The organism is Kitasatospora sp. NPDC001309 (assembly GCF_042896295.1).
Taxonomy (GTDB): domain Bacteria; phylum Actinomycetota; class Actinomycetes; order Streptomycetales; family Streptomycetaceae; genus Kitasatospora.
Genome location: NZ_JBIAXC010000026.1, coordinates 41,676 through 59,855 on the forward strand (window position 1 = coordinate 41,676; position 18,180 = coordinate 59,855).

An 18,180-nucleotide genomic window follows, 5' to 3' on the forward strand; every position below is an offset into this window, starting at 1 on the left:
CATGTACAGAAACTCGCGAGGCCGACCCGGCCTGGTGCTCGCGGCGGTCACCGTCGCCCAGTTCGTCTTCGCCCTCGACATGTCGGTGGTCAACGTCGCGCTGCCCGCGATCCGCGACGGCCTGGGCTTCGCCCCGCTCGACCTCTCCTGGGTCGTCCACGTCTACGCGCTCACCTTCGGCGGGCTGTTACTGCTGGGCGGCCGCGCCTGCGACCTGTACGGGCGGCGGCGGTTGCTGGTGCTGGGGCTGGCCGTCTTCGGGCTCTGCTCGCTCGCGGGCGGGCTGGCCCAGCACCCGTGGCAGCTGGTCGCCGCCCGGGCCGGGCAGGGCGTGGGCGCCGCGGCGGCCGCTCCCGCCGCGCTGGCGATGCTCACCACCGCCTTCCCCGAGGGCCCCCGGCGGGTCCGCGCCCTGGGGGTGTGGAGCGCCGCCAACGCCGCCGGGGGCGCGCTGGGAGTGCTGGCCGGCGGGGTGCTGACCGAGTACGCCAGCTGGCGCTGGGTCATGCTGGTCAACCTGCCGATCGTGGCGACGGCGCTCGCGCTGCTGCCCCGGGGGATCGGGGCCGGGGCGCAGCCCGTCCGGCGGGAACGGCTGGACGTGCTCGGCGCGGTGCTGGCCACCGGGGGAGTCGGGCTGCTGGTGTTCGGCGTCGTCCGGACCGAGAGCCGGGGGTGGGGCTCGCCGGCCACCCTGGCCGCGCTGGGCGCTGCCGTCGCGCTGCTGGTCGCCTTCGTGGTCACCGAACTCCGTTCCCCCGCACCGCTGTTGCGGCTCGGGCTGCTGCGCAGTCGCTGGGTCGCCGGGGCGAACGTGCTGGTGTTCCTGGCCGCCGCCGGGCAGTTCGCGGCCTTCTACTTCGTCTCGCTCCACCTCCAGCAGGTGCTCGGCCTGGGCGCCGCCGCCACCGGGGCCGCGTTCCTGCCGTTCTCCGCCGGGCTGGTGGCGGGCTCGCTGCTCGCGACCCGGATCACCGCGCACCGCAGCCCGCGGGTGGCCCTGGTGCCCGGGGCCGTACTGGCCGCCGCCGGGCTGGGCTGGTTCGCGCTGATCAGCCCGGACGGCGGGTTCCTCGGCGACGTCCTGGGCCCGTCCCTGGTCACCAGCCTCGGCACCGGGCTGGTGCTGGCCCCCGTCGCCGCCGCCGCGACCACCGGTGTCGCACCCCGCGAGGCCGGGGCGGCCTCCGGCCTGCTCAGCAGCTCGCGCCAACTCGGCGGCTGCGTCGGGCTGGCGGCCCTGGCCACCCTCGCCGCCCACCGCACCGCCTCGGCCGCTGCCTCGACTACCGGATCGACTGCCGGCTCGACCGCCGGATCGGCCACCGGCCGGGCCGCCTTGGACGCCGGGTACGCCCTCGGGCTGGCCGCCGGCGCCGTGCTGTTCGCGCTGGCGGCGGTCGTCGCCGTCACCGTCCTGCCCCGGCGGCGGCCCGGTGTGCCCGAGGGGCGTCCGCTCGTCGCCGGGGAACGCCACGAAGAACTCCGACTGGAAGGAACCTCCTCATGACCACCACCCCGATCGCCGTCGTCGACCTGTTCGCCTCGGCGCTGCACTTCCGCCCCGACGGCGAACTGCGGTCCACCGAACGGCGGATGGCCGGCGGTGGTGCCGGCACCGAGGGCGCCTGGCAGGTCGCGGCGTTCCACGTGGAGACCGACGCCGACGTGCACGCCGACCACTGGGAGATGCACCCGGAGGCGGAGGAGGCGGTGTGCTGCCTGGCCGGCGGTGCCCGGGTCTTCTTCCGGCCGGTCGAGCCCGGAGCGGCCGAGGAGTTGGTGCGGCTGGCGGCCGGGAGCGCCGTGGTCGTCCCGCGCGGCCGCTGGCACCGGCTCGAACTCGACGGCCCCAGCGACCTGATGTCGATCACGCTGCGGGCGGGGACCCGGTTGGAGCGGCGGGGCGCCGAGGGCTGACCGCCGGGCCGGGGTGGCCGGTAGCCGCGGCGCGGATCCCGGGAGGGTTACTGGAACGCGGCGACGGCCCTCCGCCCGTGGGGTGGAGGGCCGTCGTGTGGCAACCTGCGGCGTCCGGGTCGGATGACGGATCGTCAGACTGCGGCGCGGGCGGCCTTGGTGCGGGCGGAGTCGAAGACGGCGGCCGGGTTCCCGTAGTACAGCCACGGGCCGGCGATCTCCCGGCCCATCCCGCGGAAGAGGTCCAGGGCCTGCGCCGGGCGCCCGTTCTCGATCAGGGCGTGGCCGATCCAGCCGCGCGCCGCGACGATGCCGGGGTGGGCGGGATCGGCGGCCGCCAGGTCGAGCAGGGCCGCGTCCACGGCGGCCGTGTAGGCGGGGGAACGGTAGAGCGAGGAGGCGGACCTGTCGCGCAGGATCTGCTCCCAGTACGCCCGCAGCTTGAGTGCTGTCAGCAGGCTGCCGGCCGGTGCGCCGGCGATCGCCTTGTCGGCGAACTCGTGCATCAACTCGTTGCTGCCGAGCCACTTCTCGCACCAGTACTGCAGGGCGGAGGTGTGCGCGCCGATGTGGTGGGGCTCGCGGGCCACGATCTCGGCCCACAGCGCGCGGTAGCGCTCGTGCGACCAGCCCTGGCCCATCGCGATCGACTGCTGTGCCACCCAGGCGTTCGGGTCCCCGGCCGGGGCGAGCCGGACCGCCTCGTACGACACCTCCTCGGCCTCCTGCAGCACCTGGTGGAAGCCCATGGCCTGCTCGCGGGTCACCTGCGAGGCGTACTTCGCGGTGCGGATCTGCCACGCCCGCTTGACCAGCGCCTCGGTGTGCACCTGGGCGGCCTGGGGGTTGTCCGGCTGCTCCTCGCGCCAGTCCCGGAGCCAGCCGTCGTCGGTGGCCGCGAGGCGGCTGAACGGGCCCATCCGGGAGTAGCGGGTGCTCCAGTCGCCGTCGCCGCCCGAGAGGTGGGCGGCGGCCGGGCGCCAGTCCCCGGCCCTGGCCGCGTCCAGCGCCGCCCGCGCCGCCGGGTTGGTGGGTTCGTCGCCCACCTCGACCAGTTCGGCGCGCGGCACCAGACCCGCCGCGGCCGCTTCGAGCCCCCTGGAGGCCTTGCGGCGCTTGTTGAGCCAGAGGCCCAGCCTGACGAGGAGGATGACGAGGGGGACGATGACGAACGGGTGGGACATGTACCTGCTTCTCCACGGAACTTCTTCGCACAGGTGTGCGTTCGGTGAAGATCGTACCGTTCGGGTACGGAGCCGTGAACGGTGTGCGCATCGAAGGACCGTCCGGGTTTCCGCTGCTCCTCGCACGCGCGTCCGGCCCGGGGGGTGAACGATCGCCGGGTCGCGCCGATCCCCGGGCGGAGGCGGTAAGTTGGCGGCTGCCGATTGTGGGGAGGACCACTGACGTGAGCACCGACGAGGCTGCGCTCGGCAGCGCCGTCAAGGCCGTCATCGCCGCCGTGAGTGCCGATGACGTGGCCGGGCTGTACCAGGCGGTGATGCCGCCGGCGGGTGAGGACACCCCTCCGGCCGAGGTCGCCCGATGGTTCGGGCTGCTCCTCGTCCACCTGGCGCTCACCGCCGCGTCCGCTTCGGAACTGGAGCGCGGCAGTTCCCGGGAGAGGGTCTCGGAGTGGCTCGGGGAGGTGCTGGGGCCCGTACCGACCCCGGCGCTGCTGCGCGCCGGGGATCCGAGCCGCATCGACCACGTCGAGGCGGTGAGTGCCGCGGAGAGCTACGCCCGGTGCCGGGAGTACGCCGTCGACCTGATCCGGCTGGGCCTGGTCGACCCGACCGAGGAACCGGACGAGCGGGGCGTCGAGGCCCACTGCGCGGTGACGAACGACAAGCAGATGCGGATCACCGTGATGGCGATGCTCGGCCGCCTCGGCGCCGGTCCCGGCGTGCGCGGTTGACGGAGCCGCGCTTCGTCGTGGGGCCGGGCTACGCGCTGTACCAGGGGCCGCTGGCGGACAGTGCGCCGCACCGGCACGCCGCGTTCCAGGTCGCCGTGGCGGCGCCGGGCGGCGAGGTGACGATCGCGGACGGCGCCGGGGTCAGGCACCGGGGTGAGGCGGTGGTGGTGGCGCCGATGGTGCGGCACCGGATGGCGCCGACCCGCCGGGTGCTGGTGTTCTACGTCGGCCCGCGCTGCGTGTTCGCGGACCGCCTGCGGGCGGAGCAGGTCGACGGTGTCCGGGTGGCGCCCCGGTGGCGGGAGTTGACGGAGGAGGACGTCCGTCCGTCCGGGGTGCTGCCGTCGGCCGAGGTGGACGCCCGGCTGCGGGCGGCGATGGAGGCGCTCGCGGGCGACCGGGTCGCGCTGCCGGGGCTGGCCGCGCAGGTCGGGCTCTCGCCGCAGCGGCTACGGGCGCTGGCCCGGCGGCAGTTGGGGGTGCCGCTGGCGCGCTGGCGGATCTGGCTACGGCTGGCCCGCGCGGCCGACGCGTTGGGCGAGGGGTGCACGCTCGCCGAGGCGGCGGTCGCGGGCGGCTTCGCGGACCAGGCGCACTTCACCCGGCAGATGCGGGAGATGACCGGGCTCACGCCGTCGCAGGTGCTGCCGGTGCTGCGCGCCTCGGGCCCGGGCCGAAGGTCGCCGGGCCCGAGCGGTTCGCGCCCGGCGGCCTGCTCGCTTCCGGCCTACGCGCGGTGGGCCTAGGCGCGCCCGGCCTACCCGCGGTGGGCCACGTAGATCGACATCGAACCGGTGACCGTCGCGACCGTCTCGGCCTCGCGCACGCCGTGGAACCCGGCCTCGGCGATCAGCCGCGGCAGGATGCCGTCCGCGTTCGGCTGGGTGTCCTCCTTGCCGTCCGCCAACTGCACGATGCGGAAGGCCAGGCGCATGGCCGTCGTGCGCTGGCGCCCGTAGTCGGCGATCACCAGCTTGCCGCCGGGGCGCAGCGCCGCGTGCACGGACGCGAGGACGGCCCGCTTCATGGGGACGGGGCACTGGTGCAGGACGAGGCTGGAGACGACGGTGTCGGCGGCCCCGGTGCCGACCAGATCGGCGACGGCGTCGCCCATGCCGGTCAGCCACTCGGGGCCGGGGACCGGCGCGGGGCCGGAGTCGGAGCCGGGGCCGGTGGCGGCGGCCTTGCGGCGGGCCAGTTCGAGCGTGCCCGGGTCGGGATCGACGCCGATGACGCGGGCACGCGGCTCGACGCGGTTGAGGAGCAGGGCCAGCGAGCCGGTGCCGCAGCCGACGTCGACGATCACGTCCTCGGGGCGCGGGGCCGCGTGCATGGCGAGCAGGCTGCGCCAGAGGCGTTCGCGGGTGGGGGAGACGATGGGGTCGTAGAGGCGCAGCGGGGCGAGGCGGCCGGCGGCGGGGGTGAAGGCGCGATCGGTCATGAGGGCCAGTCTCGGGGGCGGTCGCCGTGAGGTCTTGAACGAATCGCTCGCCCACCACGCCGGCAGCGCGGGGGAGCGGCCGCCGCGGGTCAGCGGCGCCGGCCCGCGTAGGCGGGGGAGACCAGCGCGATCAGCACCGCGGCCACGCCGACCTGGAGCAGGTGCCGGATCCAGTCGATCCCGCCGGTGTGCCGCACTCCGAAGTACGAGGTGGCGGCATTGCCGAGCACCGCTCCGGCCGCGCCGACCAGGATGGTCAGCCACAGGGGCACGGGCTGGCGGCCGGGCAGCACGAGCTTCGCCAGCAGGCCTACCACCAGTCCCGCGACCAGGGCCCACAGAATCGTCATGGTCTCTCCTTCGGGTCGTTGTCGTTCTTCGTCGTTCTTCGCCAACGCCCGCCGTCTGCCCCGTCCTTGGGACGTCATGCCCGTCGCCCTGAGTTTCGGGCCGGGGGGTTTGGCCGGCCGGATCGGGGTCACACGAGGAACGGGTCGGCAGGGAACGGCCCGGACGGCACGGCCTCCTCCCCTCGGGGCCGCCGTTCGGGCCGCCGCCGACAGTTCAGAGCCCGGCCACCGTGACGACCGCACCCGGCGGCCGGGCGGCCCGTGCGTCCCGGGGGACGCACGGGCCCGTTGGACGGTCAGCCGAGGGCGTCCAGGTGCCGGTGGAGTTCCTTGTGTCCCGCCGCGTCGGGGTGCAGGCCGTCGACGAGCAGGTGGGGCTGGTCGCGGAGCGGCTCCCACAGGTCGAGGAAGTCGAGGTGGTGGTCCGCGCACCAGGCCCGCAGGGCCGTGCGCAGGGCGAGCGCCCGGTCCGTGGTGAAGCGCAGGCCCTCGTAGTCGCCGGTGCGGGTCTCGTCGAGCCAGACCGGCCCGACGACGACCAGGCGGGCGTTGTGCCGCCGGGCGGTCGCGGCCAGCGAGTCGAGGTGGGCGGTGAGGTGGGCGAGCCCGTCGTGGCCGTCGCCGGGCCCGGCGAGCGGCACGGCGGAGTCGTTGATCCCCGCCGCCACGATCAGCGTGTCCGGGTGACGGGGAGGTAGGAGCGCGGGGGTCTGCGCGCTGACGTCCGCCAGGGTGCTGCCGGGGACGGCGAGGTTGAAGACCCGGTTCTGGGTCTCGTTCGCCGCGATGTGGGCCGCCGCCAGGTGCCCGGTCCAGCCGCCCTGGGGGTCGCAGCGCCCGTAGGCGATGCTGTCGCCGACGATGACGATGCGTGCCGCCGAGCGTAGCGGGTTCGCGTCCAGGTAGGCCCAGGCGGTCTCGCCCGAGGTGAGCAGGACCTGTCGCCGGGCGTAGTCGGCGACCTCGTACGCGTCGGCCGCGGCCAGCTCCTCGTCGGTCAGCCGCAGGACGGCGCCCTCGACCGTGCTGCCGAGCCTGCGTTCCAGGGTCAGGTGCACGTCCTGGCCGCTGGTGGCGATGACGGCCTCGTCGGTGATGGCGAGGGGCCTGGTCGCGTACCCGGCCAGGGCGGCCGGGGTGGTAGCGACGGTGCGCCCGAAGAGGGCGGTCTGGACCTGCCGGTCCAGCAGCGTGCCGAAGGAGAACAGGAGGTGGGGCTGGGACTCGGTCACCGTGACGCCGTGGCCTTTCACTTCACTCGGAATGATCAACTCACTCTCCCACACGCCTCGGGCGTGGCTCAGCGTCGGTGGCGGCCCCGGTGGCGGGCGGCCGGGGCGGCCGGGGTGGACGGCCGGGCCGGGAGGAAGAGGCGGGCCGCCTCCCGGCCCAGGTTGACGCCGATGGCGAGGGACAGCGCGGTGGCGGTGGCGTGCCCGAGGCCGCTGAGCCCGGCCTCCGGTTCGCCGCGGACGAAGGCGAGCAGCCCGAAGTACAGCAGCGAACCGGGCAGCAGCGACCCCAGGGCCGCCGTGACGTACGGCAGCACCGAGCTGCCCCGGTGGCGGGCCATCAGCTGGCCGGACAGGCCGACCAGGACGGCGGCCAGTCCGGTGGCCATGATCGGCTCCGCGCCCGCGTCGGCCAGCACGGAGTATGTGGTCCAGCCCGCGGCGCTGTTGACCAGGACGGCCGGCAGGGTGGCCGGCTCGGTGTTGAGCAGCACCGCGAAGGTCAGCGCGAGCAGGACGGCGGCCGCGAGTTGCAGCGGCGGGTTGGCGGGGGCGGCCGGGTCGCTCTGGGCGGCCAGGTCGGCGCCGTTGTTGACCCCGATGTACAGCACGGTCATCACCCCGACGACCACGCCCGCCAGGAGGTACAGCACCTCCAGCAGCCGGGCGGCGGCGGTGAGGTAGAAGCCCGCGAGGCCGTCCTGCACGGCCGCGACCATCGGCCAGCCGGGCAGCAGCGCGTACAGCCCGCCGGTGATCACCACCGAGCCGCGCAGCTGCAGGTGGTTGAAGGACATCAGGATGCCGACCACCGCGGCCGGGGTCGCGGCGGCCGCGATCCGGTAGAACTCCGGCAGGTCGTGCCGTTCGACCCGGGCGGCCAGCAGACCGCCCACCATGGTGGTGACCACGGCGCTCACGAACACCAGCCAGGCCCGGGCGTCGGCCCGGCCGCCGACCAGCAGGGTGGCGACGCCGGCCAGCAGTCCGGAGGAGAGCACCAGGACCCAGGCCGGGTAGTGGCGGCAGTGCCGGCGCACGGCGCGCAGTCGTCGGTGGGCGTCGTCCACGGCGAGCCCGCCCGCGGTGATCTCGGTGACCAGCCGGAACAGCGCGGCCAGCCCGGCGTAGTCCCCGGTGGGGCGGCGGACGAAGCGCTCGGCCGTCACCGGCGGGTCGCCCTGCCCCGGTAGGTAGGAGATCGCGACCCGGGTGAAGGCGACCTGGGGGTCGCAGGGACGGACCCGGTACGTTCGCGCCACGGCGAGCATGGCCGCTTCGACGTCCTCGGCGCCCTCACCGCAGGTCAGCATCAACTCGCCGACCAGCAGGGTCAGTCCGAGCACGGCGGCGACCACGGCGGGCCCCGGATCGGCCGCACCCTCGTCCTCCTCCTCGCCGTGCCCGGCCGCCGGGTGGGCGGAGTTCGGCGAACGCAGCAGCGGCAGCATCTGCTCCGGCCAGCGGACCGCGCCGCCCGCGGGCCGGGGCGGTCTTCCGGAGAGGGGATCGCCCTCCTCCGTTGCGCCCGGTCCGCCCTGCGGCGGCACCCGCGGCCCGTCCGGCGCGCTCGGCCCGCCCGTGTCGGCCCGCGCACCGCTCTCCTCGTGTTCCGGCATCGTCGCTCCCTGACCACCCCCCAGATTCGGCTACTTTCGGCTTCCATTCGACTACCCAAGGCCATCACTTCGTGAACGTCACACCCGGAGTGCGGAAAGATCCGCGCGCCCTGACGGAGTCGGCTGTCGGGTGGGTGCCCGGGCATGTCGCGAACCGGGGCATTCTTTCGCGATCCGGGGGCAGAAGGCCGGGCACACAACCCCGACCGAGGAGGCCGGACATGCTCCCGCTGCTGTTGGTGCTTCTGCTCGCACTGATCCTGTTCGGTGCCGGCTTCGCTCTCAAGGTGCTCTGGTGGGCAGCCGTCATCGTGCTGGTCGTCTGGTTGCTCGGCTTCGTCGCCCGAGGGACCTCGTCGACCGGCGCGCGGGGCCGTTGGTACCGCTGGTAGCCGCTCACGGAGCGGCCGGCGGCGGTCGGCCGCTCCGCGCCGAGGGGCCGTCCGGTCGGGCGGCCCCGTTGTCCTTGCGCCCAGGCGGGCGGGCCCGCAGCGGCTCCCGTGCGACGGTATGACGGGACCTCCGGTACCCCCGCCCGACGGGGTGGTGCGCCCCGGTCGCGTGGAGGTCCGGTGGAGGGCCGGGCCGGCGTCTCCGGCGGCTTCTCCCGGCCTGGTGGCGGCCGTTCCCGGCGGAACGGCCGCTGGGGTAGCCTCCGTCGGGGTACCCACCGCACCCGGAGCGCGGACCGGCCACGTCCGGTCCGCCCGGCGGTGTTCACGACCGGATGCCGGGCCGAGGCCCCGCGTTCTACGGAGGCGACGTTCGATGGCTGTCCCGACCACGACCGACGGCCCACGGCAGCGCCCAGCGGGCGAGCCGGAGACGGCATTGGTGAACGAGCCCGAACTGCGCCAGCTGCTCGCCGGGTTGACGGCCGTCCGGGACGGTGACTTCAGCACGAAGCTGCCCGACGACGAGCACGGGTTGCTGGGCGAGATCGCCTCGGTGTTCAACGGGATGGTCGACCAGCTGTCGCACTTCACCTCGGAGGTGACCCGGGTCGCCCGGGAGGTCGGCACCGAGGGCCGGCTCGGCGGGCAGGCCAAGGTGCCGGGCGTGTCGGGCACCTGGGCGGACCTCACCGACTCGGTCAACGCGATGGCCGGCAATCTCACCTTCCAGGTGCGCGGGATCGCCCAGGTGACCACGGCGGTGGCCCGCGGCGACCTCACGCAGAAGATCGAGGTCGACGCCCGGGGCGAGATCCTGGAGTTGAAGAACACCGTCAACACGATGGTCGACCAGCTCTCCTCCTTCGCCGGGGAGGTGACCCGGGTGGCCCGGGAGGTCGGCACCGAGGGCCGGCTCGGCGGGCAGGCCAAGGTCGAGGGCGTCTCGGGGACGTGGCGGGACCTCACCGACTCGGTGAACTCCATGGCGGGCAACCTCACCGGCCAGGTCCGTGCGATCGCCCAGGTGGCCACCGCGGTGGCCGAGGGCGACCTCTCGCAGAAGATCACCGTCACCGCGCGCGGGGAGATCCTGGAGTTGAAGGAGACCATCAACACGATGGTCGACCAGCTCTCCTCCTTCGCCGACGAGGTGACCCGGGTGGCCCGGGAGGTCGGCACCGAGGGCCGGCTCGGCGGGCAGGCCAAGGTCGGGGGCGTCTCCGGCACCTGGAAGCGGCTCACCGAGAACGTCAACGAGCTGGCGGGCAACCTGACCCGGCAGGTCCGGGCGATCGCCGAGGTCACCAGCGCCGTCGCGGCCGGCGACCTGACCCGCTCGATCACCGTGGATGCCTCCGGCGAGGTCGCCGACCTCAAGGACAACGTCAACTTCATGGTCGAGTCGCTGCGCGAGACGACCCGCGCCAACGAGGAACAGGACTGGTTGAAGACCAACCTGGCCCGGTTCTCCGCGCTGATGCAGGGCCGACGCGACCTGGGCGTCGTCGCCGAGTCCGTGATGGACGAACTCGCCCCGCTGGTCGGCGCCCAGTGCGGCGCGTTCTACCTCGCCGAGGACGGCGGCGGGGGGACGGTGCTCCAACTGGTCGGCTCCTACGCGTTCCCCGACGGCGAGCGGCCCACCCGCTTCCGGCTGGGCGAGTCCTTCGTCGGCCAGGCGGCGCGCAGCCGGCGGACCATCGCGGTGGGCGCCCTGCCGCCCGGCTACCTGGCCGCCTCCTCCGGCCTCGGCCGCACCGAGTCGCTGTCGCTCATCGTGCTGCCGATCGTGGTCGAGGGGCAGGTCCTCGGCGTCATCGAGCTGGCCTCCGTACTGCCGTTCACCCAGGTCCACCGGGACTTCCTGGACCAGCTGATGGAGACCATCGGCGTCAACGTGAACACCATCATCGCCAACGCCCGGACGGACGAGCTGCTCGGCGAGTCCCAGCGGCTCACCGCCGAACTCCAGGCCCGGTCGGCCGAGTTGCAGGCCCGGCAGGAGGAGCTCCAGTTCTCCAACGCCGAACTGGAGGACAAGGCGGAGCTGCTGGCCGCCCAGAACCGGGACATCGAGACCAAGAACCTGGAGATCGAGCAGGCCCGCCAGGAGCTGGAGGAGCGTGCCCACCAGCTGACCCTCGCCTCGAAGTACAAGTCCGAGTTCCTCGCCAACATGAGCCACGAACTGCGGACCCCGCTCAACAGCCTGCTGATCCTCGCCCAGTTGCTGGCGCAGAACCCCACCCGCAACCTGAGCGCCAAGCAGGTCGAGTACGCCGGCATCATCCACTCGGCCGGCTCCGACCTGCTCCAGCTGATCAACGACATCCTCGACCTGTCCAAGGTCGAGGCCGGGAAGATGGACCTCAGCGTCGACGCGGTACCGCTGCAGACCCTGTTGGACTACGTCGAGGCCACCTTCCGCCCGATGACCGGGCAGAAGAACCTCGCCTTCGCGGTCCGCACCGCCAACGGGGTCCCCGGCGAACTGCGCACCGACGACTACCGCTTGCGGCAGGTGCTGCGCAACCTGCTGTCCAACGCCGTCAAGTTCACCGAGCACGGCCGGGTCGAGCTGCGGATCGAGCCCGCCACCGCGGCCGAACTCCCCGACGGCGTACGGCGCGGCGTGCCGGTGCTCGCCTTCCGGGTCACCGACTCGGGGATCGGCATCGCGCCCCAGCACCTGGAGACCGTGTTCGGGGCCTTCCAGCAGGCCGACGGCACCACCAGCCGCAAGTACGGCGGAACCGGCCTCGGACTGTCCATCAGCCGGGAGATCGCCTACCTGCTCGGCGGCGCGATCACCGTCGAGAGCAGCCTGGGCCGGGGCAGCGTCTTCACCCTCTACCTGCCCGTGGTCCACGCGGAGGTCGCCGTCCCCGAGGCCCCGACGGCGGCCGTGGAGCCGAACGACGGCGTCTGCGCACGGCCCGCCGCGGACCAGGCCCACGAACCGGCCGACCGCTCGTCCGCGGGCCGGCCGCGTCGGCTCCTGGTGGTCGAGGGGCGGCCCAGCGGGCTGCTGACCCTGGTGGCGGAGAACGCCGTCGCCGACCTCGCCCGCTACTCCGCCGGGCACCGGGAGGTCGAGATCATCACCGCCGTCGGTGCCCAGGAAGCCGCCACCGCGCTGGCCACCGCCCCCTGCCACTGCGTCGTCCTGGAACTGGACCTACCGGACGGCACGGCAGCGACCCTGCTGTCCGAGATGGAGGGCGACCCGGCGCTGCACACCGTGCCGGTGCTGGCGCACAACAACCGGAGCGTCGCCGTCCAGCACCCGGACGCGGTCACCCGCCCAGGCGGGCGACCGCTGGAACTGCTCGCCAGCCTCGACGAACTGCGCGAGCGGATCGCCCTCCACATGAGCGCCGACCACCCCGGCGGCGCGCTCCCGTCGGTCCGCGACGGGGACCGGGTCCAGGCCTGGAGCCCCGCCACCGGGCCGGCCCTCGCCGGGCGTACGGCGCTGGTGGTCGACGACGACGACCGCAACCTGTACGCGATCACCAGCATCCTGGAACTGCACGGGATGCGGGTCCTCCAGGCCGAGAACGGGCGCGCCGCCCTGGAGTCGCTGACCGCCCACCCCGGCATCGACGTCATCCTGATGGACGTGATGATGCCCGAGATGGACGGGTACACGGCCACCGCGGCGATCCGCGCGATGCCCGAGCACGAGGGGCTGCCGATCATCGCCGTGACCGCCAAGGCGATGCTCGGCGACCGGGAGAAGAGCCTGGCCGCAGGGGCGAGCGACTACATCACCAAGCCGGTGGACGCGGACGAGGTGATCAACCGGATCACCCACCACCTCACCCGGTAGCCGCCGTCCGGAGCCGCCGTCCACGACCCAGGAGCCCACCACCGTGCAGCACCCACCGGAGCAGCCCGCAGCCGATCGCGCTCGGGCGGCGGACCCGGCCACCGTCCTGCCCAGGGTCGGCGCCCAGCGCACCCCGGCCGGTCCGCAGCCGGTCGGCGACGCAGCCCCGCCCGGCGAGGCGTCCCCGTCGTACGGTCCGGAACCGACGGCCCGCCCGGCAGCCCCGGGCGGCCCGGACCCGGACCCGGACCCGGACCCGGACCCGGACCCGACGGCGACCGCCATGGGCCGGCTCGCCAGCACGGTGGAGTGGCTGCGCCGGGAACTCGACCAGGCCCAGGCCGACTCGGCGGGCCGCGCCGTGGTCGAGCTGGCCGTCGGCGTCCTGGTGGAACGGCTGCGCTGCGGCCCCACCGAGGCCGCCCGCCAGCTGGAGGGCCTCGCCGAGCAGGCCGGGGTGACCACCCTGGCGCTGGCCGCCGACCTGGTCAACCAGGTCGCGGCCGACCGGATCTCCGCACTCGCCCGCGACTTCGTCGCCGGTACGGCCGTCCGTACCACGGACCCGGTCGCCCGCCGGCTGCGCAGCATCGAGGCCGACACTGTCGCGGGCGGCGACGCCGAGAGCGCGGCCCGCTCCATGCTGGAGCACGCCCTGCGGCCGCTCGGCGTGGCCGCGGTGGCCGTCTGGGCCGCCCATCCCGACCTCTCGCTCTCCCTCGCGGGCAGCGCCGGGTTCCAGCCGGAGGAGGCCCGCCGCTGGCGCCACGTACCCCCGGGCGTGCCCACGCCGGCCCGCCGGGCGCTGGACGAACGAGGCACCGTCGCCTACCCCGTGCTCGCCGACGCCTCGCTGCCCTCGATCGGCCAGCACGACGTCCGCGGCGGTCGGCTGGCCGTGCCGGCCGGGGTCGGCGGCCGGCTGATCGGCGTGCTGGAGCTCTGCTGGAACGAGGAACTCCCCGAGCGCTCCCAGCCCCTGCAACGGCAGTTCGAGGCGCTCGCCGAGGTGGCCGCCGCCACCCTGGAGTCCTGGGACGGACGGGAGTTCTCCGCCACCGATCCCGCGGACGCCCAGTTCGACGAACTGCGGCAGCTGGCCGACGGACTGTTCGACCCCTGCCTGGTCCTGCGGCTCGCCCCGGACCACGACGGACTCCCGCCCCGGTTCGTGATCCGGCACGTCAACCCGTCCTTCGCGGACTTCGCCGGCCGGCCGACGGTGGCCATCGTGGGTCGCCGACTGCTGGAGGCCTACCCGCTGGCGGCCGCACCGGGCGGTCTGGCCGAGATGGTCGAGCACGTCTTCGCCACCGGCGAGCCCTTCCGTACCCAGGACATGCGGCTGGCCGCCCTGGTCGACGGGGTGCCGCTGACCGCCCGGGCCCAGGTGGGCATCAGCCGGCACGGCACCCACCTGGTGGTCGTCTGGCGGCTCGACGACGGTACCCCGCGGGTCGCCCGACTGCTCCAGCACGCCCAACGCCTCGGCCGCATCGGCGGCTTCGAGGAGAACCTGGCGACCCGTCGGATCGACTGGAACGAAACCCTGTTCGAGCTGCACGGGCTCGCGCCGACCGACCGGCCGATCGCCCTCGACCAGCTCGCCGAGCACGCCCACCCGGACGACCGGCAGACCATCGGCCGCTTCCTGCGGACGCTGCTGCACCACCGGCGGCCCGCCTCCACCGCCTTCCGCCTCCAGCGCGCCGACGGGGTCACCCGGCACATCCGGGTGGTGGCGGAACCGGTGCACGACCCGGACAGCGGACTGCGCGTGGTCCGCGGCGCCTACCAGGACATCTCCGCCCAGCACTGGACCGAGGTCGCCCTGGCCGCCACCCGCGACCAGCTCGCCCAGAGCGAGCAGCAGGCCGCCGAGCGCAGCCGCCTCGCCCTCCAGCTCCAGCACGCCATCATGCCGCCCGCCCGGGGGCCGCTGGACCTTCACGACCTGCACGTGGCGGTGCGCTACCGCCCCGCCGAGAAGGACCACCTGGTCGGCGGCGACTGGTACGACGCCCTCGTGCTGCCCACCGGCGACGTCCTGATCTGCGTCGGCGACGTCGCCGGGCACGGCATCGAGGCAGCCACCGGCATGGTCGCGTTGCGCAACGCCCTGCGCGGCCTGGCCGCCACCGGTGCCGGACCGGGCCAACTGCTCAACTGGCTGAACAGCGTGACCCACCACCTCACGGACAACGTGACCGCCACCGCCGTCTGCGGGCTCTACGAACCCGCCACCCGGCGGCTGCGCTGGGCCCGCGCTGGCCACCCGCCACCGGTCCTGCTGCGCGAGGGCCGGGCGCGGACCCTCCCGCAGCTCGGCGGGATCCTGCTCGGCGCCGTCGACCAGGCGGACTACCAGGAGGAGGAGATCGTGCTCCGGCCCGGGGACACCCTGGTGATGTACACCGACGGGCTGATCGAGCGCCGCGACGAGTCCCTCCAGGCGTCGCTGAGCAACCTGACGACCCTCGCCGAGCGGGCGCACCGGCTGGCCGCCGAGGGTGGGGACGGCCTCGAGGGGCACCTGGACCACCTGTTGCAGTACAGCGGTGCCGACACCGACGACGACACCTGCCTGGTCGGGGTGGCGGTCGGCTGACCCGGGCCGTCGCAGCGGCCGGAGGCTGACCCCGGTCGCAGGCCGAGGTCGTCGGAGGCTGACGTCGTCTCATCATGTGGACGGTTGTGCGGTTCTCCGGCCGGAAAGCGGCGGGCTGCCCGTAGGGTGGCGGGTGCAGCTGGTTCGCCCCGTCCGCCAGGCGGGGTGTCGTAAGAGGGAACCCGGTGACGCCTTTCAACTGGCCAGTCCGGGACTGCCCCGCAGCGGTGAGTGGGAACGACCGCCGTCATACGCACTGGGCCCGGTTCGGGTCTGGGAAGCGACGGCCAGTAGGTGCCGGTCCTTGAGGAGGACGGGCGGGCCCGCGAGTCCGAAGACCTGCCACTGCCCGGGTGCGACCGTTCGCGCCCGGCCATCCGGTGACCTCGAGGGCGGGTCGGCGACCACACCTGGCGGAGCCGTACCCGTGTGCGGGGGCCCGTCCGGTCCGTCGTCCCTTCGCGTCCTCGTCCCCGTCGCCGGGCACTTGAGGAACCAGACTCGCGAAGGAGAGTCCCTTGACCACGAAGTCCGCAGCCGCGGCGACCCTCGCCACCGCCCACGGCTACCCCCGCCAGGGGCGGGGCCGGGAGTTGAAGAAGGCGATCGAGGGGTACTGGAAGGGCGCCGTCACCGCCGAGGTGCTGCTGGCCACCGCCGCCGACCTGCGCCGGGGGAACTGGCAGCAGCTCGCCGACTCCGGCATCGAGGAGGTCCCGACCGGCGACTTCTCGCTCTACGACCACGTCCTGGACACCACCGTGGCGGTCGGCGCGATCCCGCCGCGGCACCGGGCGGCGGTCGACGCCGACCCGCTGGACGGCTACTTCGCCATGGCGCGCGGCAACCAGGACGTCGCTCCGCTGGAGATGACCAAGTGGTTCGACACCAACTACCACTACCTCGTCCCGGAGCTGGGGCCGGACACCGCCTTCGCCGCGAACCCGGCCAAGGCCGTCGCCGAGCTCAAGGAGGCGCTCGCGCTCGGGCACGGCGCCCGTCCGGTGCTGGTCGGGCCGGTCAGCTACCTGCTGCTCGCCAAGCCGGCGCCGGGGGTGGCCCCCGACTTCCAGCCGATCACCCTGCTGGACCGGCTGCTGCCCGTCTACGCGGAACTGCTCGCGGCGCTCCGGGCCGCCGGCGCGGAGTGGGTGCAGCTGGACGAGCCCGCGCTGGTCCAGGACCGGACCCCGGTCGAGCTGAACTCCGCCGCCCGGGCCTACCGCGAGCTGGGCGCGCCGACCGAGCGCCCCAAGCTGCTGGTGGCGAGCTACTTCGACCGCCTCGGCGACGCCCTGGCGGTGCTGGCCAAGGCCCCGGTGGAGGGCCTGGCGCTGGACTTCACCGGACCGGCCGCCGCCAACCTGGCGGACCTCGCCGCCGTCGGCGGGCTGCCCGGCAAGCGCCTGGTCGCCGGGGTGATCGACGGCCGCAACATCTGGATCAACGACCTGGGCGCCTCGCTGGCCACCCTGGCCACCCTGCTCGGGCTCGCCGACCGGGTCGACGTCGCGCCCTCCTGCTCGCTGCTGCACGTGCCGATCGACGCCACCCTCGAACGCGACATCGACCCGCAGATCGCCCGCTGGCTCGCCTTCGCCAAGCAGAAGGCCACCGAGACCGCGCTGCTGGCCCGCGCCCTGCGCGAGGGCACCGGCGCGATCACCGCCGAACTCGCCGCCAACCGCGCCGACCTGGCCTCCCGCGCCACCTCGCCGATCACCCGCGACCCGGCCGTACGCGCCCGCACCGCGGCCGTCACCCCGGGCGACGCCCGGCGCGCCCAGCCCTACCCCGTACGGGCCGCGGCCCAGCGGGCCCGGCTCGCACTGCCGCTGCTGCCGACCACCACCATCGGCTCCTTCCCGCAGACCACCGAACTGCGCGTCGCCCGGGCCGACCTGACCGCCGGGCGGATCGACGCCGCCGCGTACCGGGAGCGGATGGAGGCGGAGGTCCGCGAGGTGGTCGCCTACCAGGAGAAGGCCGGCCTGGACGTCCTGGTGCACGGCGAGCCCGAGCGCAACGACATGGTCCAGTACTTCGCCGAGCAGCTCACCGGCTACCTGGCCACCCGGCACGGCTGGGTGCAGTCCTACGGCACCCGCTACGTCCGGCCGCCGGTCCTGGCCGGGGACATCTCCCGCCCGCAGCCGATGACCGTCGACTGGTTCCGCTACGCCCAGGACCTGACCGACCGCCCGGTCAAGGGCATGCTCACCGGCCCGGTCACCATGCTCGCCTGGTCCTTCGTCCGCGACGACCAGCCGCTCGCCGACACCGCCCGGCAGGTGGCCCTCGCCCTGCGCGACGAGGTCGCCGACCTGGAGGCCGCGGGCGCCGCCGTCGTCCAGGTCGACGAACCGGCCCTGCGCGAGACCCTGCCGCTGCGCGCCGCCGGCCGCCCGGCCTACCTGGACTGGGCCACCGAGGCCTTCCGGCTGGCCACCTCGGGCGTGCGCGCCGACACCCAGGTGCACACCCACATGTGCTACGCCGAGTTCGGCGCGATCATGACCGCGATCGACGAACTCGACGCCGACGTGATCTCCCTGGAGGCGACCCGTTCGCACATGGAGGTCGCCGGGGAACTGGCCTCCGCCGGGTACCCGCGCGAGGTCGGCCCGGGTGTCTGGGACATCCACTCCCCGCGGGTGCCGAGCACCGAGGAGGCCGTCGAGCTGCTGCGGGCCGGACTGGCGGCGATCCCCGCCGAGCGGCTCTGGGTCAACCCCGACTGCGGCCTCAAGACCCGCGGCTGGCCCGAGACCCGCGCCTCGCTGGACAGCCTGGTCGCCGCCGCCCGCCGCCTGCGGGCCGAACTCGCGGGCTGATCGGGCGGGTTGATCAGATGGGCTGATCAGG

13 protein-coding genes and 1 riboswitch are annotated in these 18,180 nt (G+C 74.4%); of the genes, 8 read left to right on the forward strand and 5 right to left on the reverse strand.

Annotated features, from left to right (window positions below; translation table 11 throughout):
• Position 1: 1 nt before the first annotated feature.
• Together ACFY2K_RS24725 and ACFY2K_RS24730 are read left to right on the forward strand one after the other, a co-directional pair.
• Positions 2 to 1,510: an MFS transporter gene (locus ACFY2K_RS24725; protein WP_387714061.1), complete on the forward strand. Its 1,509-nt coding sequence runs from the start codon at positions 2 to 4 to the stop codon at positions 1,508 to 1,510.
• Complete coding sequence (locus ACFY2K_RS24730) at positions 1,507 to 1,920, forward strand: cupin domain-containing protein (protein WP_387714064.1); 414 nt, start codon at positions 1,507 to 1,509, stop codon at positions 1,918 to 1,920. The genes ACFY2K_RS24725 and ACFY2K_RS24730 overlap by 4 nt, the downstream gene beginning before the upstream one ends.
• A 134-nt stretch (positions 1,921 to 2,054) precedes the next feature.
• On the opposite strand, the gene ACFY2K_RS24735 is transcribed toward ACFY2K_RS24730, so the two are convergent.
• Complete coding sequence (locus ACFY2K_RS24735; protein WP_387714067.1) at positions 2,055 to 3,104, reverse strand: hypothetical protein; 1,050 nt, start codon at positions 3,102 to 3,104, stop codon at positions 2,055 to 2,057.
• A 224-nt stretch (positions 3,105 to 3,328) separates the two neighbouring features.
• Here ACFY2K_RS24735 and ACFY2K_RS24740 point away from each other — a divergent pair, with 224 nt between their 5' ends.
• Both ACFY2K_RS24740 and ACFY2K_RS24745 read left to right on the forward strand, forming a co-directional pair.
• A complete protein-coding gene (locus ACFY2K_RS24740; RefSeq protein WP_387714070.1) occupies positions 3,329 to 3,838 on the forward strand; it encodes a hypothetical protein in 510 nt (169 codons plus the stop codon).
• Positions 3,835 to 4,584: a helix-turn-helix domain-containing protein gene (locus ACFY2K_RS24745; RefSeq protein WP_387714073.1), complete on the forward strand. Its 750-nt coding sequence runs from the start codon at positions 3,835 to 3,837 to the stop codon at positions 4,582 to 4,584. Before ACFY2K_RS24740 ends, ACFY2K_RS24745 begins: the two co-directional genes overlap by 4 nt.
• 11 nt (positions 4,585 to 4,595) lie before the next feature.
• Here the strand turns inward: ACFY2K_RS24745 and ACFY2K_RS24750 are convergent, their stop codons facing one another.
• The 4 genes from ACFY2K_RS24750 to ACFY2K_RS24765 form a co-directional block, all read right to left on the reverse strand.
• The gene (locus ACFY2K_RS24750) at positions 4,596 to 5,279 is read right to left on the reverse strand and encodes a class I SAM-dependent methyltransferase (protein WP_387714076.1); all 684 of its coding nucleotides are present in this window, start codon (positions 5,277 to 5,279) and stop codon (positions 4,596 to 4,598) included.
• Positions 5,280 to 5,368: 89 nt separating this feature from the next.
• On the reverse strand, positions 5,369 to 5,629 hold the full coding sequence (locus tag ACFY2K_RS24755; protein WP_387714079.1) for a GlsB/YeaQ/YmgE family stress response membrane protein: 261 nt from the start codon (positions 5,627 to 5,629) through the stop codon (positions 5,369 to 5,371).
• A 296-nt stretch (positions 5,630 to 5,925) separates the two neighbouring features.
• Complete coding sequence (locus ACFY2K_RS24760; protein ID WP_380528861.1) at positions 5,926 to 6,861, reverse strand: GDSL-type esterase/lipase family protein; 936 nt, start codon at positions 6,859 to 6,861, stop codon at positions 5,926 to 5,928.
• A 68-nt stretch (positions 6,862 to 6,929) separates the two neighbouring features.
• Positions 6,930 to 8,480 carry a threonine/serine exporter family protein gene (locus ACFY2K_RS24765; RefSeq protein ID WP_387714082.1) on the reverse strand — a complete coding sequence of 517 codons (1,551 nt, stop codon included), beginning with the start codon at positions 8,478 to 8,480 and terminating at the stop codon, positions 6,930 to 6,932.
• 221 nt (positions 8,481 to 8,701) lie between these two features.
• On the opposite strand from ACFY2K_RS24765, the gene ACFY2K_RS24770 reads away from it, so the two are divergent.
• The 4 genes from ACFY2K_RS24770 to metE all read left to right on the forward strand — a co-directional run bounded on the left by ACFY2K_RS24770 (position 8,702) and on the right by metE (position 18,149).
• Positions 8,702 to 8,872, forward strand: coding sequence for a hydrophobic protein (locus ACFY2K_RS24770; RefSeq protein ID WP_380529829.1), 171 nt, complete (start codon positions 8,702 to 8,704; stop codon positions 8,870 to 8,872).
• Positions 8,873 to 9,314: 442 nt separating this feature from the next.
• Positions 9,315 to 12,707: a HAMP domain-containing protein gene (locus ACFY2K_RS24775; protein ID WP_380529828.1), complete on the forward strand. Its 3,393-nt coding sequence runs from the start codon at positions 9,315 to 9,317 to the stop codon at positions 12,705 to 12,707.
• Positions 12,708 to 12,750: 43 nt separating this feature from the next.
• On the forward strand, positions 12,751 to 15,315 hold the full coding sequence (locus tag ACFY2K_RS24780) for a SpoIIE family protein phosphatase (protein ID WP_387714087.1): 2,565 nt from the start codon (positions 12,751 to 12,753) through the stop codon (positions 15,313 to 15,315).
• A 171-nt stretch (positions 15,316 to 15,486) separates the two neighbouring features.
• Positions 15,487 to 15,656: riboswitch (cobalamin riboswitch) on the forward strand.
• 177 nt (positions 15,657 to 15,833) lie between these two features.
• The gene (gene metE / locus ACFY2K_RS24785) at positions 15,834 to 18,149 is read left to right on the forward strand and encodes a 5-methyltetrahydropteroyltriglutamate--homocysteine S-methyltransferase (RefSeq protein ID WP_387714090.1); all 2,316 of its coding nucleotides are present in this window, start codon (positions 15,834 to 15,836) and stop codon (positions 18,147 to 18,149) included.
• Positions 18,150 to 18,180 lie beyond the last annotated feature (31 nt).

Excerpts from the sequence above, each read along its gene's own strand:
- ACFY2K_RS24770 (WP_380529829.1), top strand. The coding sequence starts at position 8,702 with ATGCTCCCGCTGCTGTTGGTGCTTCTGCTCGCACTGATCCTGTTCGGT.
- ACFY2K_RS24750 (WP_387714076.1), bottom strand. The coding sequence starts at position 5,279 with ATGACCGATCGCGCCTTCACCCCCGCCGCCGGCCGCCTCGCCCCGCTG.
- ACFY2K_RS24755 (WP_387714079.1), bottom strand. The coding sequence starts at position 5,629 with ATGACGATTCTGTGGGCCCTGGTCGCGGGACTGGTGGTAGGCCTGCTG.
- ACFY2K_RS24725 (WP_387714061.1), top strand. The coding sequence starts at position 2 with ATGTACAGAAACTCGCGAGGCCGACCCGGCCTGGTGCTCGCGGCGGTC.
- ACFY2K_RS24765 (WP_387714082.1), bottom strand. The coding sequence starts at position 8,480 with ATGCCGGAACACGAGGAGAGCGGTGCGCGGGCCGACACGGGCGGGCCG.
- ACFY2K_RS24735 (WP_387714067.1), bottom strand. The coding sequence starts at position 3,104 with ATGTCCCACCCGTTCGTCATCGTCCCCCTCGTCATCCTCCTCGTCAGG.
- ACFY2K_RS24730 (WP_387714064.1), top strand. The coding sequence starts at position 1,507 with ATGACCACCACCCCGATCGCCGTCGTCGACCTGTTCGCCTCGGCGCTG.